Below are 23317 nucleotides of genomic sequence, written 5' to 3' on the forward strand. Positions count from 1 at the left end.
GTCATCTGACGGTACGTCAGATAACTTGCCCGCAACAGGCCTTGTCGCGACCGAGCGGGTATTCGGCTCGGTTCTGCCAGCGTTCGCCGTCCCAGACGATGAGCTGGACCGCTTTGACGTGGCAGCTCAGGGGCAACAGCGGCGCGAGTTCGGCCTGCAGCGCGTCGTACGCCGCGTCCTGGGTCGCGGGGCCCTCGTGGTTCGCGACGGTCAGGTGCGGGTCGAGGCCGCTGCCGAAGAGCCCCCGGTACGGCGCCAGTTCGGGCCATTGCCTGGTGAGGTCCGCCGTGAGCGCCTTGACCGGGGCGTGCGGCTGCGGGTCGAGATACAGGACACCGGGGTAGCGGCCGAATGCGGCGAAGGTCAGTGTGAACGCATCGTGCCCGGCGAAGAGGCCGGACAGTTCCCGGTGGACCGGGGCGTCCATGCGGCTCTCGTGCACGAACGGGTAGAGCACGGTCACATGGGCGGGGAACCCGGCCCGGACCAGCGGATCTGCCTCGGGGATCCTGATGGTGAACGCGGTGTCGCCGGGTATGTCCGGCCACCGGTCCGTCTCTCGCGCGCCCTCGACTCTGCTCTCATCCGTGCTCGCCACATTCCATGATCACAGTCGGGACGGGTCGTGAGCAAGAAACTGGTTCCAGGGCCTGGGTGGCAACCACCGCCGCAGCGGTGCCACACCCCTCCAGACCTATGCGGAGCAAGGACACCAAGCAGATCCACAGCCGGAACAACCGGCCGCGATGGCGCGCCTCGCCCCGCACACGGCCGGCCGTCCCCAACCGGCGGGAGCGGGAGGGTCTGGTGCGCGAGGTGTCGGTCACGGTGATCCGCGCGGAATCCGTGCCGGTCCGGGTGATCGAAGCGCTGACCGTGGCGGCGTCCGTGTGCTCCACCGCGCGAGCTGCGCTAGTAGTGCTTCGTTTGGTTGTGGGCGTGCCCCTCACCCCACCCCCAGCACCACCGTCCCCGAAGAGCAGAACCACCCGCCCGTCCCGGACGCCACCCCCAGCCGCGGCAGCGCCCCGTCGGCGCCCCGCCGCACCTGCCGCTCCCCGCCCTCACCCCGCAACTGCCGTACCGCCTCCACCAGCAGGAACAACCCCCGCATCCCCGGATGCTGGGCCGACAGCCCGCCCCCGTCGGTGTTCACCGGCAGGTCCCCGCTCTGGACCCGCAGCCGGCCCTGCTCCACGAACGCCCCGCCCTCGCCCTTCCCGCAGAAGCCGAGGTCCTCCAGCGTCACCAGGGTCATGTAGGTGAACGCGTCGTAGATCTCCGCGAAGTCCATCTCGTCCGGCCGTACGCCCGCGCGCTCGAAGGCCAGGCGTCCGCTCACCGCCGCCGGGGACACCGTGAAGTCCGCCCACCCGGACATCGCCGCGTGCGAGACGTGCTCCCCGCTGCCCAGCACCCACACCGGCGGCCTGCGGCAGTCCCGTACGTACTCCTCCGCCGCCAGCAGCACCGCCGCCCCGCCGTCGGAACGGACGCAGCAGTGCAGCTTGGTGAAGGGGTCGGCGATCATCGGGCCGGCCAGGACCTCTGCCACCGTGACGGGGGTGCGGAACATCGCCTCCGGGTTCAGGGCCGCGTTGGCCCGGGCCTGGACCGCCACCTGAGCCAACTGCTCGATCGTCGTGCCGTACTCGATCATGTGACGGCGTGCCGCCATGGCGTACTTGGCGATCAGGGTGTGGCCGTAGGGGACTTCGAACTGGAGGGGACCGCGCGTGCCGAAGGACAGGGTCGCGGTGCGGCGGCCCGCCCTGACATCCGCGCGGGCCGTCGAGCCGTAGGCGAGCAGTACCACGCGCGCGTGCCCGGCCGCGATCGCGTCCGCCGCGTGGGCGGCCATGACCTCCCAGGTGGAGCCGCCGACCGAGGTGGAGTCGACCCAGGTCGGACGCAGGCCCAGGTACTCGGCGACCTCGACGGGGGCCAGGGTGCCCAGGCCCGCCGAGGCGAAGCCGTCGACCAGGCGGCGGTCCAGGCCCGCGTCGGCCAGGGCGCGCCGGGCCGCCTGGGCGTGCAGGGCGTACGGGGTCGCGTCGTCCACGCGGCCGCAGTCCGAGAGGGCCACGCCCACGACGGCCACTTTCCTCCGGGCAACCATGAATCTGACGGTACATCAGCTAATCGGTGGCGCAAGGCCGCCCGGGCTCTGGGCATCCCCGCCCCCGCGCCCTAATATGACGCACCGTCAGATATGGAGGTGCTGCCCCCATGGACGCCCGCTTCACCCCCGAACAGGACGAGATCCGCCGCGCCCTGCGCGAACTGCTCCACAAGCGGTGCGGCCCCGAGGAGCTGCGGGCCGCCGCCGGCACGCCGGCCGGGCACGACCCGGCCCTGTGGACCGCCCTCGCGCAGCAGCTAGGCCTGCCCGGACTGGCCCTGCCCGAGCGTCACGGCGGTGTCGGCTGCTCCGTCACGGAGCTGGCCCTCGCCTGCGAGGAGACGGGCCGGGCCCTCGCCCCCTCCCCGCTGCTCGCCACGGCCGTCCTCGCCGCCCCGCTGCTGCTCGCCCTCGGCACCGACGCCCAGCGGGCCGCCCTCCTCCCGCGGATCGCCTCCGGGACACTCACCGCGGCCCTCGCGGTACCGGGTCCCGCCCTCGTCACCGCCCTCGCCCTCACCGGCCACGACCCGCACGGGGAGTGGGCCGGCGGCGGGCGGGCCGGGGGTGTGCAGGCCCGGCGAGCCGATGGCGGCTGGCGGCTGTACGGGCAGGTCGAGCAGGTCCTCGACGGGCACAGTGCCCGGCTGCTCGTGGTCGCCGCGCACACCGGGGGCTTCGCCCGTTCCCGCGTGCCCCTCTTCCTCGTGCGCGGGGAGGCGGCCGGTCTCACCCGCGTACGGCAGACCGCGCTGGACGCGACCCGTCCGCAGGCTCGCCTTCAACTGCGCGACACCCCCGCCGAGTTGCTGGGCGGCGAGGACACCGACGCCCTGACCGCCCTCGCCCGCCTCGGTGACACCGCCGCCGCCTGTCTCGCCGCCGAGGCCGTCGGCGCCGCCGGCCGGGTGCTGGAGCGGACCGTCGAGTACGTCGGTCAGCGCGAGCAGTTCGGGCGGCCGGTCGGCTCCTTCCAGGCGGTCAAGCACCGGCTCGCCGATGTCTACGTCCAGGTGCAGGCGGCCCGCTCGGCGGCGTACTACGCGGCCTGGGCCGTCGCCCAGGGGGAGCGGGTGGGCGGCCTCGCCCTCGCGCAGGCGCTCCAGGCCCTGCGCTCGGCCGCGGCCGAGGGGATCCAGCTGCACGGCGGCATCGGTTTCACCTGGGAGCACGAGGCTCACCTGTACTTCAAGCGTGCCGCGGGCGACGAGCTGCTGTTCGGGCCGGTGCACCGGCTGCGGGCGCACGCCGCCGACGTGGCGCATGTCTTCGAGGAGGCCGGCCGATGAGGGGCGTGCGGTTCGTGCAGAAGGTGTCCTCCACCCGGGGCTTCGCGCGGGTGGCGCCGCACGTCTTCCCGGCCCTGGACCGGGCCGTGCACCGGCTCACGGGCGGAAAAGTGCTGCTCAGCGCGCAGCTCCTGCCGGGAGTGGTGCTGACCTCGACCGGGGCGAAGAGCGGTCTGCCCCGTCGTACACCGCTGGCCTGTATGCCGGAGGGCGGCGAGGACGGCTGGATCCTCGTCGGGTCGAACTTCGGGCGGCCCGGGCATCCCGCCTGGAGTCACAACCTGCTCGCCCACCCGGACGCCCGCATCAGCTGGAAGGGCCAGGACATCCCGGTCACGGCCCGGCTGCTGGAGGGGGCGGAGCGGGCGGCGGCCTGGCGGGCGGTGCTGGCGTTCTGGCCGCCGTACGCGGCGTATCAGGCGCGGGTGGAGCGGGAGATACGGGTATTCAGGGTCGTACGACGGTAGAAAGTCGCGTATCCGACGACGGCGGAAAGCGCAACAGGCGGCGGTCCACTCGGGTGGACCGCCGCCTGCCAGACAGGACTTGGATGCGGGAAAAAGGCCGGGACCGGCGGGCCGGGCTACTTCGTGGGCTTTCTGCCCGTGACGCCCAGGTGCACCAACAGCGCGAGGTTCGGTTTCAGTTCGGCCTGCTTCACGCCCCAGGAGGAGAAGCCCTTCTGGTGGGAGGCGACCGCCGCGAGCATCGCGACCAGCGAACCGGCGACGGCCGCCGGGTTCACGTCCTTGTCGACCCGGCCCTTGGCCTGGAGCTCGGCGACGGAGTCCGCGAGGGAGTTGTTCACCGAGTTGAGGATCTTCATCCGGAGCTTGTAGAAGCGCTTGTCGCCCTCGGCGGCGCCGAGATCGACGACCCGGAGGATCGCGTCGTTCTTGCGCCAGAACTCCAGGAACCCGTCGACGAGTTCCTGCGCCGTCTGCCAGCCGGCCTTGCCGGCCCAGGAACGGCCCTGGAGGAGCTCGGTCAACGCGGCGCCCTCGGTCGCCATTTGCTCGGCGATCTCCAGGACGGCGCCCTCGACGTCCGGGAAGTACTGGTAGAAGGTCGCGGGCGAAGTGCCCGCCTTCCGGGCGACATCGATGACTTTGACGTCCCGGTACGGGGAGGAGCTGAGCATCTCGCTGAGGCAGTCGAGCAGCTTCTGCCGGGTCGCTTGCCCACGCCTGCCGGCCACGCGGCCGTCGACGGTACGCACTTGTCCTGTCATGCCGTCAGCTTACCGAGGCGTGATCGGGGCGCGATTCGGCCGACTGCAAATGGGGTGCAAGGGAGTGCGGGGGCTGGTGTGCCTGGTCTGCGGGCTGTGGCAGTCGCGGTTACGTTGTCGGCATGGCCGAAAACAGGGCATCGGTGTAAGCAGAGGGCGTTCCCTGCTGGGTGGACGCGCAGCTTCCCGACGTCGAGGCGGGCAAGCGGTTCTACGGTGAACTTTTCGGGTGGACCTTCGAGGACTGGTTCGGCCCCTTCGCGCAGGCGCTGAAGGACGGTGAACCCGTGGCCGCGCTGGTCCGCAAGATGGACGGCCGGCTGCCCACCGTCTGGACGGTGTACTTCGCGACCCCGGACGCGGCGGCCCTGGCCCGGCGCATCCGGGCGGCCGGCGGGCAGGTCGTCTCGGCGCCGGTGCCGGCCGGCGAGCTCGGCGTCACCGCCCTGGTCACCGACCCGGAAGGGGCCGTCTTCGCCCTGTGGCAGGCGGTCGGGCACCCCGGCTTCGGCAGGCGGCACGAGCCGGGCACCTTCGCCTGGGCCGAGCTGTACGCCCGGGACACCGAGGCGGCCAACGCCTTCTACGGCGATCTCTTCCAGGAGGCACTGTTCGGACCGGACGCCGAGCCCGATGTCGGCCGCGCCCCGGTCACCGACGTGTTCCCGGCCGAGATGCCGCCCCACTTCCTGGTCCACTTCGCCGTCGAGGACGTACCGGCCGCGCTGGAGGACGTCACCCGGCTCGGCGGACGGATCCAGGCCCCGCCGTTTGCGACCTCGTACGGGACGGTCGCCGTCGTCACGGACAATCAGGGGGCGTCCTTCGCGCTGCTGCACCGCTGAGCAGGGCTGATCGCGCAGTGTTTTGGTCGTCGTTTGATCGCCTGTGTCCAGAGACATCCCAATTGTCACCGGGTTCGCAACCAGGGCTCCGGCCAGGAAGAATCGGGGTGCGTGCCGCCATGGCGGTGCGGTGGTGAGACGCTGCACGGGGTCGCGTGGAACATGTGGCTTGGCGCGGCTCGTACGGGGAGGTGGCAGGCAGAGTGGTGGATCAGCTGACGCAGCACGATCCGCGGCGGATCGGGCCGTTCGAGGTGCTGGGACGGCTGGGTGCCGGCGGCATGGGGCTGGTCTATCTCGCGCGCTCGGCGTCCGGCCGGCGCGTGGCGATCAAGACCGTCCGCACGGAGCTCGCCGAGGACCAGCTGTTCCGGGTCCGCTTCACGCGTGAGGTGGAGGCGGCCCGCGCCGTCTCCGGCTTCTACACGGCCGCGGTGGTGGACGCCGACCCGCGCGCCGCCGTGCCGTGGCTCGCCACCGCGTACGTTCCCGCACCCTCCCTCGAAGAGATAGTGAACGACTGCGGGCCGCTCCCGGCCCAGGCGGTGCGCTGGCTGGCGGCGGGCGTGGCCGAGGCGCTCCAGTCCATCCACGGTGCCGGGCTGGTGCACCGGGACCTCAAGCCGTCGAACGTCCTCGTCGTCGAGGACGGCCCCCGGGTGATCGACTTCGGTATCGCGTCGGGCGTTTCGAACACACGTTTGACGATGACGAACGTGGCGGTGGGCACGCCCGCCTACATGTCCCCCGAACAGGCCAAGGACTCCCGCAGTGTCACGGGCGCGAGCGACGTCTTCTCCCTCGGCTCCATGCTGGTCTTCGCCGCCACCGGACACCCGCCCTTCCACGGCGCCAACCCGGTAGAGACCGTCTTCATGCTGCTGCGGGAAGGCCCGGACCTGGAGGGCCTCCCGGACGAGCTGCGGCCGCTCATCGAGTCCTGTATGCAGATGGACCCCACGGCCCGCCCCAACCCGGCCGACCTCCAGGCCCAGCTCGCCCCCCACCTCTTCGGCTCCGGCTCCGACGACAGCGGCACGGCCTCCGCGTGGCTGCCCGAGCGGGCCGTCGGCCTGATCGAGTCCCGCCGCAACGGCCGCCCGGCCGGCAAGCCCGCCACCGCCACCGGCCGCAGCGGCGGCGGACGCCCCGCCCCGGCGCCCGCCCCCGTCCCGCCCCCGCCCTCGCACGCCCCGGTCGTCCCGGCGCCCGTGCCCGCCCCCGTCGGCGGCCCCGACACCGGCCCGGTACGGCTGGCCGGCGCCCAGGTGCCCATCGGCCCCGGCCCGCGCGTCGCCGACGTCCGTGCCGCCGCCGTCCAGGCACCCCCTCCGGAGGCCGCCCTGGCCGCCTCCTGGTCCAAGCCCCGCCCCGGCGTCAACGGCACCGACCCCGCCGTGGGCCCCGCCGTCGCCGCGCCCCCGGCCCCGGCCGCGCCGCCCGAGCAGGCGAGCGGCTGGCGGCCCTGGCGCTTCCGCATGTCGAACGACGTCTGGGGCACCCCGTCCGTCGACGGCGACCTGGTCTACGTCACCTCCTTCGAGGTGCACGCGCTGGACGTGGCCACCGGCCGCCGCCGCTTCAAGACCCGGGACGTCGCCTGGTCCATGGCGGTCGCGGACGGCCGTATCCACGCCTCCGACGGGCCCACGCTGTTCGCCCTCGACGCCCGCGAGGGCGCCGACCTGTGGCGCCTGCAGACGGACGCCTGGGTCTACTCGCTCAAGGCCGAACGCGGCACGGTCGTCACCGGCACCCGGGGCGGCGGCGTCCAGGGCTGGGAGGCCTCGAACGGCCAGAAGCTCTGGGAGGTCACCGGCTGCCAGAGCGACTTCGAGTCGCCCGAGGCCGGACCCGCCCTGCACGACGGCACGGTCTACGTGTGGCAGGACGCCCGGCTGCGCGCCCTGGACGCCCGCACCGGCGACGAGCGCTGGTCGTACCCCATCGGCGACACGGCCTCCTGCGGCGGCGTCCCGGTCCGGGTCGCCCAGGCGTCCGACGGCTACGTCTACGTCTGCGCCGGCACCCGCGTCCTCGCCCTCGACGTGGCCGCCGGGCACGTGAAGTGGCACTTCGAGGCCCCGGCCGTCTTCCTGTCCCCGCCCGCCTTCGTCCCCGGCCCGGCCGTCACCGGCGGCGGCATCTACCTCGCCGACTACCTCGGCACGGTCTACGCCCTCGACGCCACCGACGGCCGGGACCGCTGGCGCATCGCCACCGAGTCCCGGGCGTCCGTCGACCCCGTCCTGGTCGCCGCCGGCCATGTCCACGTGGGCAGCGGCAAGGGCCTCTACACCCTCGACGCGGTCACCGGCACACCCAAGTGGCGCTTCCAGGCGGGCGGCGACATCGTGGGCGCCCCCTCGGTGGCCGAGGGCCGTATCCACTTCGGCTCCACCGACCACCTGCTCTACACCCTGAAGGCCGACGACGGCCGGCTGCGCTGGAAACTCGCCACCGGCGGCGAGATCACCGGCTCCCCGGTCGTCCGGGACGGAGTGGTGTACGCGTGCAGCAAGGACCGCTGCGTGTACGCGCTGGACGCCGAGAAGGGCACGGGCACGGCGCGCACCGCGTGACGCGCCCGCCGCGTGCCCGACCGCCTCGGGCACGCGCCGGTCGCCCCACGGTGACATGACCGTGACAGTCGATCACTAGGCTGTCCGCCATGCGGATTCGGGGGCGCGGGCTCAAGTTCACAGCGGTGTCAATCCTGGTGGTACTGGCACTGACCGGCTTCTCCACGGGCCGGGGCCGCGGCGGAAGCCACAGCCACAGCCACAGCGGCAGCCACGGCAGCGGGGGCGGGTGCAGCAGCTCCCGCCAGGACCACGACAGTTCGAGGTCGTCGTCGACGTCGGGCGGCGGCTCGTACAGCTCCGGCGGCTCCGGCGGTTCCTACCGTTCCGACGACGACGATGACGACGACTACGCGACCAGCGGCGGCGGCTCCTACAACCGCAGGCCGAACTACGGGTCCAGGCCGACGGCCACGACCGGCTCCGGCTCCGGCAAGGCCCTGCGGGACGGTACGGCGAAGCTGGTGACCTGCGCGACCCCCGCCACGCCCCACGCGACCGTCGAGGTCGGCAACCCCAACAGCCGCAAGGCCACGTTCTCCGTCTCGGTGACCTTCGAGGACGCCCGGGGCATCACCGTCATCGACCGGTACGCGGACGTCACGGTCCCCGCCCGGGGCAAGGCGACCGTCCAGGTCGAGGTGGGCGGCGGAGCGGGCCTGGTGGACTCGGTCGACCACTGCGAGGTCGACCGCCAGGCCCTCGTCGACGACTGAACAGGGCCGGAGCCGAGGGGGACTTCCTTCCGACGGGCGATGGGACGTCAGTCCCGCAGCTCCGTCAGGAAGTCCAGCAGCGCCTGGTTCACCTCGGCGGGCCGCTCCTGCTGCGTCCAGTGGCCGCAGCCCGGCAGCACGAGCGGCTTCCGGCGCAGGTTCGGCATCAACTCGGGCAGCTTCTCGATCAGTTCGGCCGTGCCCGGGAAGGCCGGGACCAGGTCCCGGTCGCCGTACACGTACAGCGCGGGCGTGGACACGACCGCTCCCTGCCAGGGGGCGGTCAGCTCCCAGTTGCGGTCCAGGTTGCGGTACCAGTTGAGCGCGCCGGTGAAGCCCCGCGCGTAGCTGTCGGTGAGGGCGTCGAGGTCCTCCTCGGTCAGCCATTCGGGCAGCACCTCGGGGTCGGGCGCGTCCGCCAGCCAGCCGCGGTCCAGGTCGACCAGGGCCTGCTCGGGGCGTCCGGCGCCCGGGGCGTCACCGGAGGCGGAGTACAGCAGCCTGCGCAGGGTGGCGCGGGTGTCGGCGGTGAACTCGGCCTCGGCGACCCCGGGCTCCTCGAAGTAGTTCCAGTAGAAGCGCCCGCCGAACCGCTCCCGCATGGTCCTGAGCGGTGGCTGTGCGCCCCGGAACGGCGGCGGCACGCTCAGCCCCGCCACCCCGCGCACCACGTCCGGCCGCAGCAGCGCGGTGTGCCAGGCCACCGGCGCTCCCCAGTCGTGCCCGACGACGAACGCCCGCTCCTCACCCAGGGCGTGGACCAGCCCGACCACGTCACCCACCAGGTGCAGGATGCTGTACGCCGTCACGTCCTCGGGGTGATCACTGCGCCCGTATCCGCGCTGGTCGGGCGCGACCACCCGGAAACCGGCCTCGGCCAGCGGCCCGAACTGGTGCCGCCAGGAGTGCCAGGACTCCGGGAACCCGTGCAGCAGCACCACGAGCGGGCCCTCGCCCTGCTCCGCGATGTGCAGCCGTATGCCGTTCACGTCGATCATCCGATGCTCAACCACCCGTCGAGCATACGCGTGTAAGGGGAAACGATTCCCTGGCGCAAGGCCAAGCGGCTACCGCGACCGGCCGACCGGCTACCGCGACCGGTACTCGCGCCGCCGCCCCGCGAACAGCCGGGCCTGCTCCTCGCCCGTCGCGTTCCCGAGCGCGATCAGATGCGGAGCCTGCGCGAACCCCTGGGCCCGCCCCGCCTCGCTCGCGGCCCACAGCGCCCGCACGGTCCCCTGCACCGCCTCGGCCGGATACCCGGCGAGGACGGCGGCGCACGCCCGCGCCGCCCCCAACGCCTCGCCCTCCGCCACGAGTTCGGACACCAGCCCGATCTCGTAGGCCCGACGAGCCGAGATCCGTTCCGCCGTCCCCATCAACGCCATCCGCGCGACCTCCCCGTACGGCATGCGCTGCGCCATCAGGACGGACTCGTAGGCGCTGACCATTCCGTACGTGGTGTGCGGGTCGAAGAAGGCGGCGGTGGTGTCGGCGACCAGGAACTCCGCCTCCCCGAGGAGGTAGAAGGCACCTCCGCAGGCCATCCCGCGTACGGCGGCGACGACCGGTTTCCACAGGTCGTTCGCCTTCGGCCCGATGCCGAGCAGCGGATCGTCCTGGGAGTACGGCGAGTCCGGCTGCGGCACGACGGCGTCCCGGTCGATGCCCGTGCAGAAGGCCCGCTCCCCGGCACCGGTGAGGACGACCGCCCGCACGGAGTCCTCGAATCTCAACGTCCGCCAGGTCCCGGCGAGTTCACGGGCCATCTCCAGGTCGACGGCGTTGAGCCGGTCGGGCCGGTTCAGGGTGACGACGGCGACCCCGCTGTCCTCGTCGGCACTGACCAGGACCCTGCTCACGACCGCTCCGGGACCCACCGGGGAAGCCCGTCGTCGAACACGGCCCGCACCCGGGCGCCGATCCTCAGGCGGTCCGCCGCGAGGGAGCCGATCGGCTCACCGGGCCCGGCGACGAGGTTGCCGACGAGCCGGATGCGCGGCGCCTCGTCGAGTTCGACGACGACCACGTTGTACGGCGCCAGCTCGGCGTAGCCGGGCAGCAGCGGCGGATGCGGAACGACGTAGGACCAGACGCGGCCCCGGCCGGACATCCGGCGCCAGTCGGCCTGGAAGGACTGGCAGTGCGGGCAGCAGGGCCGGGGCGGGAAGCGGAGCTCACCGCAGCCGGCGCAGGCCTGGACCCGCAGCTCGCCCCGGGCGGCGTACTCCCAGAAGGGGGCGCCGTCGGTGTCGGTGACGGGACGCAGCATGTCAACTCCTCAGCAGGAGGGCGGAGGTGGGCACGCCTTCACCCGCGGTGACCAGACAGGCCGACGCGCCCGGCACCTGTGCGGTACTGGTCCCGCGCAACTGCTTCACCCCTTCGTTGATCAGGTTGAAGCCGTGCACATAGGCCTCGGACAGGCCGCCCCCGCCGGTGTTCACGGGCAGCAGCCCGCCGGTCTCCAGCGCCCCGCCCTCGGTGAACGCCCCGCCCTCGCCCCGCCCGCAGAAGCCGTACCCCTCCAGGGACAGCAGGACCAGGGGCGTGAAGGCGTCGTAGATCTGCGCGACGTCCACGTCCTGCGGCGTCAGGTCGGAGTGCTTCCACAGCTGCCGGGCTGCGGCCCAGGCCGGGCCCGTGAGGGGGTCGTCGTTCCAGTAGTTGACCATGCCGTGGTGCTGGGCGGGGAGCGACTGGGCGGCGGAGTGGACGTAGACGGGGGTGCGGCGGCAGTCCCGGGCGCGCTCGGCGGAGACGACGACACAGGCCAGGGCCCCGTCCGTCTCCAGGCAGTTGTCGAAGAGACACAGGGGTTCGCTGATCCACCGGGACGTCATGTACATCTCGCGCGTGAGGGGCCGGTCGTACATGATCGCGGCGGGGTTCTGGTTGGCCCGGTTGCGGCAGGCCAGGGCGACGTTGAACAGGTGGTCCCGGCCGGCGCCGTACTCGTGCATGTAGCGGCGGGCCAGCATCGCGATCTCGTCGACCGGTCTGAGCAGCCCGAACGGGCGGGTCCACTGGGCCGGGGTGGGCAGTTGGACGGCGGTGTTCGTCCAGGGCCGGGGTCCGCTGCCCCGCTTGCGCGACCGCCAGGCGACGCCGACGCTCGCCTGCCCGGTGGCGACGGCGGCGGCGAGATGGGCGACGGTGGCACACGAACCGCCGCCTCCGTAGCCGACCTTGCTGAAGAAGGTGAGGTCACCGAAGCCGCAGGCCTTCGCCAGCTCCACCTCGTCCGTCTCCTCCATGGTGTAGGAGGCGAGGGCGTCGACCTCGCCGGGTGCGATCCCGGCGTCGTCGAGGGCGGCCAGGACGGCACGGCAGGCGAGGGTGCGCTCGTCCTCGGGGAGCCGCTTGGCGAAGGGCGTCTGGCCTATGCCGACGATGGCGGTGGCGTCCTTGAGGCCGTCCGATCCTGCTGCCATGCCGCACGCACCTCCAGGCCGACGGTTCGCTGACAGGTCGTCAGATTACAGCTAATCTGACGGTCAGTCAGCTCCTGTGCCGGCTACTGCTGGGGAGGCTTGCGGTGCGAGCGGATACGGAGTGGGGAAGCATCCCGGGCCTGGTGCGCACGGCGGCCGAGCGGTACGCGCACGTCGAGGCGGTCGTCGAGGGCCGCACCCGGATCACCTATGCGGAGCTGGGCGCCCGCGTGGAGCGCGCGGCGGCGGCCTGCCTGGCGCACGGCATCGGACCGGGTGACCGGATCGGCATCTGGGCGCCGAACACGCTCGACTGGATCGTCAGCGCCCTCGGCGCGGTCTCGGCGGGCGCGGTGCTCGTGCCGCTGAACACCCGCTTCAAGGGCGCGGAGGCGGCGGACGTGCTGCGCCGCAGTGGGGCGCGGCTGCTGTTCGTGACGGGCACGTTCCTCGGCACGTCGTACGTGGCGTCGCTGCGCCGGGCGGCGGGCCAGGGCCCGGGCACCGGACCGCTGCCCGGCCTGCCGGACCTGGAGCACGTGGTGGTCCTCTCGGAGGACGCCCCGGCCGGCTTCCGCACCTGGAAGGACTTCCTGGCGAGCGGAGAGACGGCCGGCGCGGCACAGGTGCGGGCGAGGGCGGAGGCGGTCGACGGCTCCCGGCCCTCGGACATCGTCTTCACCTCGGGCACGACCGGCCGCCCGAAGGGCGCGGTCATCACCCACGCCCAGACGCTGCGGGCGTACGGCATCTGGAGCGACCTGGCGGGCCTGGCCCGGGGCGACCGCTACCTCATCGTCAATCCGTTCTTCCACACCTTCGGCTACAAGGCCGGGGTGCTCGCCTGCCTGATGCGGGGCGCGACGATGATCCCCCAGCCGGTGTTCAACGTGAACACGGTCCTCGCCAACATCGCCGCCGAACGCGTCTCCGTCCTCCCCGGCCCCCCGACCCTCCTCCAGTCCCTCCTCGACCACCCGGCACGGGACGCGCACGACCTGTCGGACCTGCGCCTCGTGGTGACGGGAGCGGCGGTGGTGCCGCTCAGACTCGTCGAGCGGCTGCGCGGAGAACTCGGCGTCGGCACGGTCCTGACCGCCTACGGCCTCTCCGAGGCCTCCGGCATCGTCACGATGTGCCGGCGCGGCGACGACCCGACCGTGATCGCGTCGACGTCGGGCCGCGCGATCCCCGGCACCGAGATCCGGGTCGCGGACGGGCGGGGCGAACCCCTGGGGCCCGGCACGCCGGGCGAGGTCATGGTCCGCGGCTTCAACGTCATGACCGGCTACTACGAGGACGCGGCGGCCACCGCCGAGGTGCTGTCGGAGGACGGCTGGCTGCGCACGGGCGACGTGGGCGTCCTGGACGCCGCGGGCAACCTGCGCATCACCGACCGCCTCAAGGACATGTTCATCGTCGGCGGCTTCAACGCCTACCCCGCCGAGATAGAGCAACTCCTGGGCCTCCACCCGGACGTGGCGGACGTCGCCGTGATCGGCGTCCCCGACGCCCGGCTGGGCGAGGTCGGCAGGGCCTACGTCGTACGGCGGCCGGGCGCGCTGCTGACGGCGGACGACCTGATCGCCTGGTCCCGCAGGGAGATGGCGAACTACAAGGTCCCCAGGACGGTGGAGTTCGTGGCCGAACTGCCCCGCAACGCGAGCGGCAAGGTCGTGAAGGGGGCGCTGCGGGACGGCCTCCTCAGCGGCCGGACGACGGCAGCGCCGGGGTCCCGGTGACGGACATGACGAGGGAGTACAGGGTGGTGTCGGCGGCGATGAACAGCCGGTTGCGGCGGGCGCCGCCGAACCGGATGTTGGCCACCGTGCCGGGCACCAGGACACGGCCGAGGAGCGTGCCGTCGGGGTCGTAGCAGTGCACACCCCCGTGCAGGGCGGCGGCCCACAGGCGCCCCTCGTCGTCGAACCGGATGTTGTCGAAGTTGCCGTCGCGGCACTCGGCGAAGACATCGCCGCCGCTCAGGGTGCCGTTCGGCCGGACGTCGAAGACGCGGATGTGATTGGCCAGGCTGTCCGACACGTACAGCCTGCGCTCGTCGGGGGAGAACACCAGCCCGTTCGGGCCCTGGAAGCCCTCGGCGGCCACCCGCACTTCGCCGCTGCGCGGGTCCACGCGGTAGACGTTCCGCGCCCCGATCTCGCTCTCCCCGCGGTGCCCCTCGTAGTCGGTCGCGATCCCGAACTCGGGGTCGGAGAACCACACCGACCCGTCGGACCGCACCACGGCGTCGTTCGGACTGTTGAGCCGCTTCCCCCGGAACCGCTCGGCGATCACCGTGACCGACCCGTCGTGCTCGGTCCGCGTCACCCGCCGGTTGCCCTGCTCGCAGGTGATGAGCCGCCCCTGGCCGTCCAGGGTGTTGCCGTTCGGGTACCCGGCGGGCGAGCGGAAGACCCCGACGGACCCGGTGGTCTCGTCCCAGCGCAGCAGCCGGTCGTTCGGGATGTCGCTCCACAGCAGATACCGCCCCGCCGGCACGTACACCGGCCCCTCGGCCCAGCGGCACCCGTCGAACAGCGTCTCCAGCCGGGAGTCCCCCGCCTGACACCGCCCGGTCCGGAACCGCTCGTCGAGCGTCTCGTACGTCTGCGGCTGCTCACCCGGCATCCCCCGCCACCTCCACCTTCGCCTCGACTCCTGCCCTGCCGGACCACTATCCCCCCACCGCCACCCCGCACCCCCGCCAACACGGGAAACTGGAGCGTATGGGCGCCTTGCGGGCCCCTGATACCCGGGAAAGCCGCCTGCCCCGTGGCCCAGCCGCTCCAATCCCCTCCGGATGCCGGAACGGAGCGACGTCCCCCGGGAACGGAGAGAGTGTGCGGACCTTGTGGACTCCCGTGTCCCGGCCTGTGATCGGTGTCTCCCACGGCTGACGTATCCGCCGTGCACAAGGCAAACTGGCCTGGTTGCTCAGGATGTCTAGGGGGACTGCATGGACGGTGTACCGGACGGTGTACCGCGCGTACCGGAGCAGCGGCGTTCCGACTCCCCGGCGAAGCCGCCGGAGCCGGCTGAGGCGACGGGGCCGACCGCGCTGCGGTTCGGCGTGCTCGGACCGGTGCGCGCCTGGCGGGGCGAGGAGCCGCTCGCCACCGGTTCCCCCCAGCAGCGCGCCCTGCTCGCCGCCCTGCTGCTGCGCGAGGGCCGTACGGCCACGGCCGCCGAGCTGATCGACGCCCTGTGGGGCGAGGAACCGCCCTCGCAGGCCCTGGCGGCGCTGCGCACCTACGCCTCCCGGCTGCGCAAGGTGCTGGACCCCGGTGTCCTGGTCAGTGAATCGGGCGGCTACGCGGTACGGGGCCTGGGCGACGGCGCCCTGGACCTGACCGTCGCCCAGGACCTGGCCACCGAGGCGGAGAAGGCCCGGTCGGCCGGCGACCTCTGCCACGCCCGGGAGGTGCTGCGGCGGGCCCTCGCCCTGTGGGACGGGGAGACCCTGGCGGGCGTACCCGGCCCGTACGCGCAGGCACAGCGCGTCCGCCTGGAGGAGTGGCGGCTCCAGCTCACCGAATCCCGGCTGGACATGGACCTGGAGCAGGGCTGCCACGCGGAGGCCGTCTCGGAGCTCACCGCCCTCACCGCGGCCCATCCGCTGCGCGAACGGCTGCGCGAACTGCTGATGCTGGCGCTGTACCGCAGCGGCCGCCAGGCCGAGGCCCTCGCGGTCTACGCCGACACGCGGCGCCTGCTCGCCGACGAACTGGGCGTGGACCCCAGCCCCGGCCTGAGCGAACTCCAGCAGCGCATCCTGCAGGCGGACCCGGGACTCGCGGAGCCCTCCTCCCCGGCCCCCGAGCCGGCCGCCGTCCTGGTCCGTCCGGCGCAGCTGCCCGCGACGGTGCCGGACTTCACCGGCCGCTCCGCCTTCGTGCGCGAACTCGGCGACATCCTGGCCTCGGCCGAGAACCGGGTCATGGCGGTCTCCGCCCTGGCCGGCATCGGCGGCGTGGGAAAGACGACCCTCGCCGTGCACGTGGCCCACCAGGCGCGCGGGGCGTTCCCGGACGGGCAGTTGTACGTCGACCTCCAGGGCGCGGGCGCCCGGGCGGCGGATCCGGAGACCGTCCTGGGCTCCTTCCTGCGCGCGCTCGGCACGGCCGACACGGCGATCCCCGACTCCCTTCAGGAGCGCGCGGCGCTGTACCGCTCGGTGCTGGACGGCCGCCGCGTCCTGGTCCTGCTGGACAACGCCCGCGACGCCGCCCAGGTGCGTCCGCTGCTGCCCGGCACGGACGGCTGCGCCGCGCTGGTCACCTCCCGGGTGCGAATGGTGGACCTGGCGGGCGCCCACCTGATCGACCTGGACGTGATGTCACCGGAGGAGGCCCTGGCCCTGTTCACGAAGATCGTGGGCGAGGAGCGGGTGGCGTCCGAGCGGAAGGCCGCCCTGGACGTGGTCGCGGCCTGCGGCTTCCTGCCGCTGGCGATCCGCATCGCCGCCTCCCGCCTGGCGGCCCGCCGGACCTGGACGGTGTCGGTCCTCGCGGCGAAGCTCGCCGACGAACGCCGCCGCCTGGACGAACTCCAGGCCGGCGACCTGGCGGTGAAGGCCACCTTCGAGCTGGGCTACGGCCAGCTGGAGCCCGCCCAGGCCCGCGCCTTCCGCCTGCTCGGCCTCGCCGACGGCCCGGACATCTCCCTGCCGGCCGCGGCGGCGGTCCTCGACCTTCCGGTGGAGGACACGGAGGACCTCCTGGAGGCCCTCGTCGACACCTCCCTCCTCGAATCGGCGGCCCCCGGCCGCTACCGCTTCCACGACCTGGTCCGGCTCTACGCGCGTGCCTGTGCGGAAAGGGACGAACTCCCGCCGAGCGAGCGGGGGGCGGCGCTGTCGCGGCTGCTGGACTTCTACCTGGCGTCCGCGGCCGGGGTGTACGCGATCGAGCGGCCCGGCGACGGGCTGGTGGACCACCTGGAGCCGGCCTCGTACCCGGGGCTGCGGTTCGACAGCCGGCACGCGGCGCAGGACTGGCTGTACGCCGAGGCCATCTGCCTCCTCGCCTGCGTACGCCAGTCCGCGGCGCTGCCGGACACCCTCCCCCGGGCGATCGACCTGCTGTGGGCCGGGCACGACCTCTCCGAGTCGGGAGCCAACTCCCGGGAGTACGAGGCGACGGCCGGGGCGCTCCTGGAGGCGGCGCGGCAGTTCGGCCTCGCGCGGGCGGAGGCCCGGGCGCTGATGACGCTCGTCAACGTCCACCACGTCGGCGGCCGCTTCGAGCGGGCGGACCAGGAGGCGGAACGGGCCATCGTCCTCGCGCAGCAGGCCGGCGATCTGCTGCCCGTCTGCTGGGCCAGTAACGCCCGCGGCATCATCGCGCTCTACCAGAACCGGCACGAGGACGGTGAGGAACACCTCTCCCGGGCCATCGAGCACTTCCGGGCCCTGGGCGACCGTCCCGGCGAGGCCGCCGCGCTGTGCAACCTCTCCCGGATTCACCTCGCGACCGGGCGGACCCAGAGCGCGGTCGAACTCGCCCAGGAGGGCATCGACATCTACGACGCCATGGGCAACTCCATGCGCGGGGCCAACGCCCGCTACGCCCTCGGCCTCGCCCTCACGCAGAGCGGTGAGCTGGGCGACGCGGCCGGCCGGCTCCAGGAGGCGCTGGAGGTGTTCCGGGACAGCAGGCAACGCCTGTGGGAGGGCATGAGCCTGTTCCGGCTGGCCGAGGTGGATCTCGCCGCCCTGCGCCCCGCACAGGCCGCCGCCAACGCCGAGATGGCCCTGACGGTGCTGCGCGGCATCGGCGGGGAGTGGCGGCGGGGCAACGTCCTCACCGTCCTCGGCCGCGCGCTCAGCGGTATAGGGCAGACCGGCCGGGCCCAGGTCTGCTGGCAGGAGGCGGCGGCGATCTACGAGGAGCTGGGGTCGCCCGAGGCCGCCGAGGTGCGCGCGCTGCTGTCGCCGGTGCGGGCTGCCTGAGGCCCGGCGCGCACGCGTTCATCATTCGTTTATCGCTCCCCGCCATGCTTGAGGCAGTCGATCCGTCGCGTCGGGGGGCAGACGGGTCACTGCGCAGGGCCTGCCACCGCGCAACCGGGTGAGCGGCCCGGGCGGGCCTGCCCGGTCACCCTCGGGGGAGTGACCGGGCAGGCCCGCCGACCTCACTGCTTGATCCATGCCAAGGGGAGTTGACGATCATGGGCGACGAGCTCAAGCCGCAGGACCTGCATGCCACGGGCGGCACGGACGGCGAGGCCTCGACGGAGGACCTGCACGCCACGGAAGAGGGAACCGTGACGACGCAGGACCTGCACGCCACCGACGAGCCGCTGGAGACCAAGGACCTGCACGCCACGTCGGAGCCCTTCAAGCCGACGAAGTAAGCCATCTCAACACGGGGTTCGGCCGCGGCGGCGCGGAGGGGGAGCCGTCGCGGCCGAAGTGTGCCCGCAGATGACCCGGGTGCCTCCGGGTGACCCGAGAGGTGTCCACAGGCCGCCATGCCGTGCCGTACTCCTGCGATCGATCACCCGTGCGCTCCGGGCATAGCTGACGATCCGTCAGATCGGCGCTACCGTGAGTCCCATGGACAGCCACGCGAGCACGTTTCCGCTGATCATCTCCGTGGACGACCACACCGTGGAGCCCGCGAACGTCTGGCAGGACCGGCTCCCGGGTAAGTACCGGGGGGCCGGTCCCCGGATCGTCCGTGCGCCCGTGAAGGAGATGACGTTCCTCGGCGGGCGCTTCAAGCCCGTCATGGGCGCGCCCGGCGACGACGGGCCCGTCGGTGACTGGTGGGTCTACGAGGACCTCCGCCGGCCGCTGACCCGCCTCGACACCGCCGTCGGGTACGACAGGGACGAGATACGCCTGGAGGTCATCACCTACGAGCAGATGCGGCCCGGTTCCTACGACGTCCCGGCCCGGCTCGCCGACATGGACGTCAACCACGTCCAGTCCGCCCTCTGCTTCCCGACGTTCCCGCGTTTTTGCGGCCAGACCTTCACCGAGGCCAAGGACCACGAACTGGGTCTGCTCTGCGTCCGCGCCTACAACGACTGGATGGTGGAGGAGTGGTGCGGGCCCGAGGCGCACGGGCGGCTCATCCCGCTCACCCTGATCCCCCTCTGGGACCCCGAGCTGGCCGCCGAGGAGGTCCGGCGCAACGCCGCCCGCGGGGTCCGCGCCGTCGCCTTCTCCGAGATACCGCCGTACCTCGGGCTGCCCTCCGTCCACACCGACGCCTGGGACCCCTTCCTCGCCGCGTGCGACGAGACCGGCACGGTCGTCGCCATGCACATCGGCAGCAGCAGCCGGATGCCCTCCACCTCCGCCGACGCCCCGCCCGCCGTCGGCTCCACCATCACCTTCGCCAACTGCTGCTTCTCGATGGTCGACTGGCTGATGAGCGGCAAGTTCGAGCAGTTCCCGAATCTGAAAGTGATGTACGCCGAGGGGCAGATCGGCTGGATCCCCTACATCCTGGAGCGCGCCGACGTGGTGTGGGAGGAGAACCGCGGCTGGGGCGGCGTCGCCGACAAGGTGCACCGGCCGCCGTCAGAGCTGTTCGCCGAGCATGTCTACGGCTGCTTCTTCGACGACGCCTTCGGGCTGCGCAACCTGGACGCGATCGGCCTGGGCAACGTCCTCTACGAGACCGACTACCCGCACTCCGACAGCACCTGGCCCAAGTCCCGCGAGGTCGGCGAGGCACAGATGGGGCACCTGGAGCCGCAGGCCGTGGAGCGGATCGTGCGGGGGAACGCGATCGAGCTGCTCGGCCTGACCGACGACGGCCTCTGGGACGGGCCGCGGTGACCCTGTCGTTCGGGATCCAGCTCCCGGTCCAGTCCCAGAGCACGATCTACGCCGAGCCCTGGGAGGCCGCCGCCGGACCCGAGGACCTGCTCGCCGTGGCCCGCGCCGCCGACCGCGCCGGTTTCTCCTACCTGGCGAGCTGCGACCACGTCGCCATCCCGCGCCACCTCGCGTCCGCGATGAGCACGGTCTGGTACGACCCGGTCGCCACCCTCGCCTTCCTCGCGGCGGCCACCGAGCGGACCCGGCTGCTCAGTCACGTCGCCGTGGTGGGGCTGCGGCATCCGCTGCTGACGGCCAAGCAGTACGCCACCCTCGACCACCTCTCGGGCGGCCGGCTGATCCTCGGGGTCGGGGCCGGGCACGTCCGGGAGGAGTTCGAGGCGCTCGGGGCCGACTTCGAGCGGCGCGGCGCCGTCCTGGACGAGACCATCGACGCCCTGCGCGCCGCCCTCGGGCCGGAGGAGTTCCCCGAACACCACGGCAAGCTGTACGACTTCGAGGGTCTCGGGCAGCGGCCCCGCCCCGCGCAGGACCGGGTCCCTCTCTGGGTCGGCGGGTCCTCGCCCGCCGCCCTGCGCCGGGCCGCGCTCAAGGGCGACGGCTGGCTGCCCCAGGGAGACCCGAGGGACGTGCTGCCGGACCGGATCGCGCGGATACGGCGGCTCAGGGAAGAGGCCGGGATCGAGGGGCCGTTCACCGTCGGCGCCATCGCCGAGCCCCTGTACGTCGGGACACCGGGCTGGGACGTCGGGCGGCGGACGGTCAGCGGGCCCGCCGGGGCGGTCGCCGAGTCGCTGCGGGCCTATCGCGCGATGGGGGCGGACCAGCTCCAGGTGCGCTTCCGCAGCCGGAGTCGGGCCGAACTCGTCGCGCAGATAGAGCAGTTCGGGGAGGAGGTCGCACCGCTGCTGCCGTAAAGCGTTCCTTGAAAGCTTGAACATGTCCACGCCGATCTCCGTATGCACGGACGTACGGACACGTACGGACACGTACGGCTTCGGCGGAAGGACACAATGACGTGCGCACTTCCCGGAAACTCTCCGTCGCCCTCGCCTGCCCGGAGGGCCCCTGGCCGCATCCCGACTGGCCGGCCCCGGACGACCGGTACGTCGAGCGGACGGTGTGCCTGCGCCCGCCCCCGCCCTTCCGCGTCCCGGACGGCGTCGACGTGGTCGTGCTGCGCTGCGCCGAACCGGTCGACGGGCTGCGGGAGTTACGGACCGACGGTGTGCCGGTGATCGTGATCGGTCCGGACCGGGACGCCGAGACGATCGTGGAGGTGTTCCGGGGCGGCGCCGGGTACCTGGTCGAGGGCGACTACTGCACCTGCATGCTCTCCTCGGCCGTCGTCGGGGCCACCATCGGGCACACCTACCTCTCCCCGGCTGCCTGCGCGGCCCTGCGCGAGGAAGCCCGGCGGGCGTCCACCGAGGACACGGCGCTGGAGCGGCTGCGCGGGCAGCTCTCCCCGCGCGAGCGGCAGATCATGGAGCTGCTGTCGACCGGTCTGGGCGCGCAGGAGATCGGGCTGCGGCTACGGCTGAGCGAGAAGACCGTCCGCAACAACCTCAGCAACATCTACGCCAAACTGGACGCCCGCGGCAGCACGGACGCGGTCCTGAGGTGGCTGGGAGCCGCGCCCGTGCTTCGCATCTGAGAACCTCTCAGGCTCTGCTGTCTACGGCGCCGGAACCTCCGACAGCGGGATCTCGACGTCGGTGACGTTCGCGCCGGCCTCGCCGAATCCCGGTTCGGAGCGCAGGGCGCGCGTGGAATTCTTCAGGCCCTGCGCCTCGGGCGTTCCGCACTTCACGTTGCGCAGCCACAGCCGCCCGTCCGGGGTGCCGTTCTTGAGGATCTGCGGATAGAAGACGTGCACGCTCGCGGCGCCCTCGCTCGGGGCGAAGAAGACCTTGCTGCCGTCCTGCGCCTCCTTGTAGGTGGCCTTGAGGAAGCCGCTCACGTCGGTGCGCTTCGCGGACCACATGAAGAACCCGATGCTGTCGGGCTGCACATTGTCCGTCCTGCTGAACTGCAAGGTGGTCGCCTTGTCGTCACGCGTGATGTTGATCTCGGACGTGCTGAACTTCGAGCCGATCTCGAAGAAGGAATTGCCGAGTTTCGTGTCGGCGCCCGCGGTGAATCCGTCCTCCAGCTGAATGATCCTGGTGACGGTCGTGCTCACGCTGAAGGTCTTCGAGGCGGCGGCCGTCGATCCGCAGTTGTCGGTCACCGCGGAGACGCGCTCGTTGGGGCCGAGGCTGTCCCGCTTGAACTGGACGTCGACGAACTCGCAGTTCTCCAGCTTGTCGGAGTCCGCCGCGCAGTCGGCGGTCACTTCGGAAGGGGTGGCGGCACCCGCCGGGTTCATCAGCGGCACGGCCACCGCGACGGCCGCGACCGGGGCCAGGGCGAGGGTGATGCGCTTCTTCTTGCTCCGGTGGCTTCTCGAGCGGCTGGTGCGTGTCATGGGTTCTCCTCTGGGGGAAGGAAGGCCGGCGGTCGGTCAGCAGTCGGTCAGGACGGCCTTGGAGGTGCCGTCCACGACACCCGGAGCGCCGGCCGCGCCCGGCAGCACGACCGGGCCCTCGACGACCTCCGGTGCGACGAAGTTCTGTTCCGGAGTGGCGTTGGTGACGGTCGTCGCCTCACGGGCGTCGATCCGCACCCGCCATTCGCCCGTCATACGCTGCATCTTCGGCGTAAACTCCATGTGGAGCACCTTGCCGACCGGGACCTCCCGCTGTTCCGTGTCACCGGCGGTCGCCGACGTGAGGGTCATGTCGAGGGTGCCCTTGTGCTTGACCCAGGATCCGCTCAGCGCCCCGAAGAGCCCTCCGGCGGCGCCCTGCTGGGTGACGGTGTACTTGCCCTGGCCCTGTCCGGTCGTCGCCTGCCAGGTGACCGACACCTTCGCCGGTTCGGTGGCGTTGGGTTCGCAGTTCGGGAAGTCGATGGAGGCCTTTTCGGTCGGTCCGTCGAAGGTCTCGAACTTCGTCTCGACGAAATCGCAGTTGTCGGACGCGAAACTCGGGCCGGCGATGGGGTGGCCGCCGAAATCGGAGATGGACTGCTGCTTTCCGTTGAGCACCTTGGCCCGCTGGCACATCGTCATGATCTGCTCGGGGGTCTTCTCGTCGGCGGCGTTCGCCGAGGGCAGCAGTACCGCGGCCACGGCGCCGCCGGTCACGAGAGCCGCTCCGATCGCGACGACCCGGATCTTCCTGTTCTTCAGTCTCCTCTTGGCCATGGACCAGATCCTGGAAGATCCCGACCGACCCCGACAGGGTCAAACATCCC

At 72.4% G+C, this 23317-nt stretch carries 21 protein-coding genes; 11 read left to right on the top strand and 10 right to left on the bottom strand.

The genetic code is table 11. From position 1 onward, the window contains the following. Positions 1 to 16: 16 nt before the first annotated feature. Both ACFZDA_RS09900 and ACFZDA_RS09905 read right to left on the bottom strand, forming a co-directional pair. Positions 17 to 598 (bottom strand): 2'-5' RNA ligase family protein, encoded by a 582-nt coding sequence (locus ACFZDA_RS09900; protein WP_391077630.1) that lies wholly within the window; start codon positions 596 to 598, stop codon positions 17 to 19. 348 nt (positions 599 to 946) lie between these two features. Continuing rightward, the gene (locus ACFZDA_RS09905) at positions 947 to 2119 is read right to left on the bottom strand and encodes an acetyl-CoA acetyltransferase (protein WP_391077632.1); all 1173 of its coding nucleotides are present in this window, start codon (positions 2117 to 2119) and stop codon (positions 947 to 949) included. A 110-nt stretch (positions 2120 to 2229) separates the two neighbouring features. On the opposite strand from ACFZDA_RS09905, the gene ACFZDA_RS09910 reads away from it, so the two are divergent. Then, the gene (locus tag ACFZDA_RS09910) at positions 2230 to 3411 is read left to right on the top strand and encodes an acyl-CoA dehydrogenase family protein (RefSeq protein ID WP_391077634.1); all 1182 of its coding nucleotides are present in this window, start codon (positions 2230 to 2232) and stop codon (positions 3409 to 3411) included. Continuing rightward, complete coding sequence (locus tag ACFZDA_RS09915) at positions 3408 to 3878, top strand: nitroreductase family deazaflavin-dependent oxidoreductase (RefSeq protein ID WP_391077637.1); 471 nt, start codon at positions 3408 to 3410, stop codon at positions 3876 to 3878. Before ACFZDA_RS09910 ends, ACFZDA_RS09915 begins: the two co-directional genes overlap by 4 nt. Before the next feature lie 116 nt (positions 3879 to 3994). Here ACFZDA_RS09915 and ACFZDA_RS09920 read toward each other — a convergent pair whose 3' ends face one another. Further along, positions 3995 to 4630: a TetR family transcriptional regulator gene (locus tag ACFZDA_RS09920; protein ID WP_059418219.1), complete on the bottom strand. Its 636-nt coding sequence runs from the start codon at positions 4628 to 4630 to the stop codon at positions 3995 to 3997. A 182-nt stretch (positions 4631 to 4812) separates the two neighbouring features. Here ACFZDA_RS09920 and ACFZDA_RS09925 point away from each other — a divergent pair, with 182 nt between their 5' ends. From ACFZDA_RS09925 to ACFZDA_RS09935, 3 genes are all read left to right on the top strand, one after another. After that, on the top strand, positions 4813 to 5487 hold the full coding sequence (locus ACFZDA_RS09925) for a VOC family protein (RefSeq protein WP_391077639.1): 675 nt from the start codon (positions 4813 to 4815) through the stop codon (positions 5485 to 5487). 203 nt (positions 5488 to 5690) lie between these two features. After that, the gene (locus ACFZDA_RS09930; protein WP_391077642.1) at positions 5691 to 8069 is read left to right on the top strand and encodes a PQQ-binding-like beta-propeller repeat protein; all 2379 of its coding nucleotides are present in this window, start codon (positions 5691 to 5693) and stop codon (positions 8067 to 8069) included. Between the two features lie 125 nt (positions 8070 to 8194). After that, on the top strand, positions 8195 to 8785 hold the full coding sequence (locus tag ACFZDA_RS09935; protein ID WP_391077646.1) for a hypothetical protein: 591 nt from the start codon (positions 8195 to 8197) through the stop codon (positions 8783 to 8785). A gap of 47 nt (positions 8786 to 8832) precedes the next feature. On the opposite strand, the gene ACFZDA_RS09940 is transcribed toward ACFZDA_RS09935, so the two are convergent. The 4 genes from ACFZDA_RS09940 to ACFZDA_RS09955 form a co-directional block, all read right to left on the bottom strand. Then, a complete protein-coding gene (locus ACFZDA_RS09940) occupies positions 8833 to 9783 on the bottom strand; it encodes an alpha/beta fold hydrolase (protein ID WP_391078556.1) in 951 nt (316 codons plus the stop codon). A gap of 90 nt (positions 9784 to 9873) precedes the next feature. After that, positions 9874 to 10647, bottom strand: coding sequence for an enoyl-CoA hydratase-related protein (locus tag ACFZDA_RS09945; RefSeq protein ID WP_391077649.1), 774 nt, complete (start codon positions 10645 to 10647; stop codon positions 9874 to 9876). Continuing rightward, the gene (locus ACFZDA_RS09950) at positions 10644 to 11057 is read right to left on the bottom strand and encodes an OB-fold domain-containing protein (RefSeq protein ID WP_391077652.1); all 414 of its coding nucleotides are present in this window, start codon (positions 11055 to 11057) and stop codon (positions 10644 to 10646) included. Before ACFZDA_RS09950 ends, ACFZDA_RS09945 begins: the two co-directional genes overlap by 4 nt. A 1-nt stretch (position 11058) precedes the next feature. Next, the gene (locus ACFZDA_RS09955; RefSeq protein ID WP_391077655.1) at positions 11059 to 12219 is read right to left on the bottom strand and encodes a lipid-transfer protein; all 1161 of its coding nucleotides are present in this window, start codon (positions 12217 to 12219) and stop codon (positions 11059 to 11061) included. A gap of 104 nt (positions 12220 to 12323) precedes the next feature. Here ACFZDA_RS09955 and ACFZDA_RS09960 point away from each other — a divergent pair, with 104 nt between their 5' ends. Then, positions 12324 to 13961: a FadD3 family acyl-CoA ligase gene (locus ACFZDA_RS09960; protein WP_391077658.1), complete on the top strand. Its 1638-nt coding sequence runs from the start codon at positions 12324 to 12326 to the stop codon at positions 13959 to 13961. Here ACFZDA_RS09960 and ACFZDA_RS09965 read toward each other — a convergent pair. Continuing rightward, complete coding sequence (locus ACFZDA_RS09965; protein ID WP_391077661.1) at positions 13924 to 14850, bottom strand: SMP-30/gluconolactonase/LRE family protein; 927 nt, start codon at positions 14848 to 14850, stop codon at positions 13924 to 13926. The genes ACFZDA_RS09960 and ACFZDA_RS09965 overlap by 38 nt on opposite strands. A 328-nt stretch (positions 14851 to 15178) precedes the next feature. Here ACFZDA_RS09965 and ACFZDA_RS09970 point away from each other — a divergent pair, with 328 nt between their 5' ends. From ACFZDA_RS09970 to ACFZDA_RS09990, 5 genes are all read left to right on the top strand, one after another. Beyond that, positions 15179 to 18172 carry a BTAD domain-containing putative transcriptional regulator gene (locus ACFZDA_RS09970; protein ID WP_391077664.1) on the top strand — a complete coding sequence of 998 codons (2994 nt, stop codon included), beginning with the start codon at positions 15179 to 15181 and terminating at the stop codon, positions 18170 to 18172. Positions 18173 to 18390: 218 nt separating this feature from the next. After that, the gene (locus tag ACFZDA_RS09975) at positions 18391 to 18576 is read left to right on the top strand and encodes a hypothetical protein (protein ID WP_355844679.1); all 186 of its coding nucleotides are present in this window, start codon (positions 18391 to 18393) and stop codon (positions 18574 to 18576) included. Positions 18577 to 18778: 202 nt separating this feature from the next. Then, a complete protein-coding gene (locus ACFZDA_RS09980) occupies positions 18779 to 20014 on the top strand; it encodes an amidohydrolase family protein (RefSeq protein ID WP_391077668.1) in 1236 nt (411 codons plus the stop codon). 2 nt (positions 20015 to 20016) lie between these two features. Next, complete coding sequence (locus tag ACFZDA_RS09985; protein ID WP_391078558.1) at positions 20017 to 20934, top strand: TIGR03619 family F420-dependent LLM class oxidoreductase; 918 nt, start codon at positions 20017 to 20019, stop codon at positions 20932 to 20934. Positions 20935 to 21035: 101 nt separating this feature from the next. Beyond that, on the top strand, positions 21036 to 21674 hold the full coding sequence (locus ACFZDA_RS09990) for a LuxR C-terminal-related transcriptional regulator (RefSeq protein WP_391077672.1): 639 nt from the start codon (positions 21036 to 21038) through the stop codon (positions 21672 to 21674). Positions 21675 to 21695: 21 nt separating this feature from the next. Here the strand turns inward: ACFZDA_RS09990 and ACFZDA_RS09995 are convergent, their stop codons facing one another. Next, a complete protein-coding gene (locus tag ACFZDA_RS09995) occupies positions 21696 to 22487 on the bottom strand; it encodes a hypothetical protein (RefSeq protein WP_391077675.1) in 792 nt (263 codons plus the stop codon). 36 nt (positions 22488 to 22523) lie between these two features. After that, positions 22524 to 23267 (bottom strand): hypothetical protein, encoded by a 744-nt coding sequence (locus ACFZDA_RS10000; protein WP_391077678.1) that lies wholly within the window; start codon positions 23265 to 23267, stop codon positions 22524 to 22526. Positions 23268 to 23317 lie beyond the last annotated feature (50 nt).

It is taken from the genome of Streptomyces sp. NPDC007991 (assembly GCF_042958445.1).
Lineage (GTDB): Bacteria > Actinomycetota > Actinomycetes > Streptomycetales > Streptomycetaceae > Streptomyces.

Bases quoted from the DNA above. Each gene is read 5' to 3' on its own strand.
- ACFZDA_RS09905 (WP_391077632.1), bottom strand. From the start codon at position 2,119: ATGGTTGCCCGGAGGAAAGTGGCCGTCGTGGGCGTGGCCCTCTCGGAC.
- ACFZDA_RS09910 (WP_391077634.1), top strand. From the start codon at position 2,230: ATGGACGCCCGCTTCACCCCCGAACAGGACGAGATCCGCCGCGCCCTG.
- ACFZDA_RS09915 (WP_391077637.1), top strand. From the start codon at position 3,408: ATGAGGGGCGTGCGGTTCGTGCAGAAGGTGTCCTCCACCCGGGGCTTC.
- ACFZDA_RS09940 (WP_391078556.1), bottom strand. From the start codon at position 9,783: ATGATCGACGTGAACGGCATACGGCTGCACATCGCGGAGCAGGGCGAG.
- ACFZDA_RS09950 (WP_391077652.1), bottom strand. From the start codon at position 11,057: ATGCTGCGTCCCGTCACCGACACCGACGGCGCCCCCTTCTGGGAGTAC.
- ACFZDA_RS09955 (WP_391077655.1), bottom strand. From the start codon at position 12,219: ATGGCAGCAGGATCGGACGGCCTCAAGGACGCCACCGCCATCGTCGGC.
- ACFZDA_RS09965 (WP_391077661.1), bottom strand. From the start codon at position 14,850: ATGCCGGGTGAGCAGCCGCAGACGTACGAGACGCTCGACGAGCGGTTC.
- ACFZDA_RS09970 (WP_391077664.1), top strand. From the start codon at position 15,179: ATGGACGGTGTACCGGACGGTGTACCGCGCGTACCGGAGCAGCGGCGT.
- ACFZDA_RS09975 (WP_355844679.1), top strand. From the start codon at position 18,391: ATGGGCGACGAGCTCAAGCCGCAGGACCTGCATGCCACGGGCGGCACG.
- ACFZDA_RS09980 (WP_391077668.1), top strand. From the start codon at position 18,779: ATGGACAGCCACGCGAGCACGTTTCCGCTGATCATCTCCGTGGACGAC.
- ACFZDA_RS09995 (WP_391077675.1), bottom strand. From the start codon at position 22,487: ATGACACGCACCAGCCGCTCGAGAAGCCACCGGAGCAAGAAGAAGCGC.
- ACFZDA_RS10000 (WP_391077678.1), bottom strand. From the start codon at position 23,267: ATGGCCAAGAGGAGACTGAAGAACAGGAAGATCCGGGTCGTCGCGATC.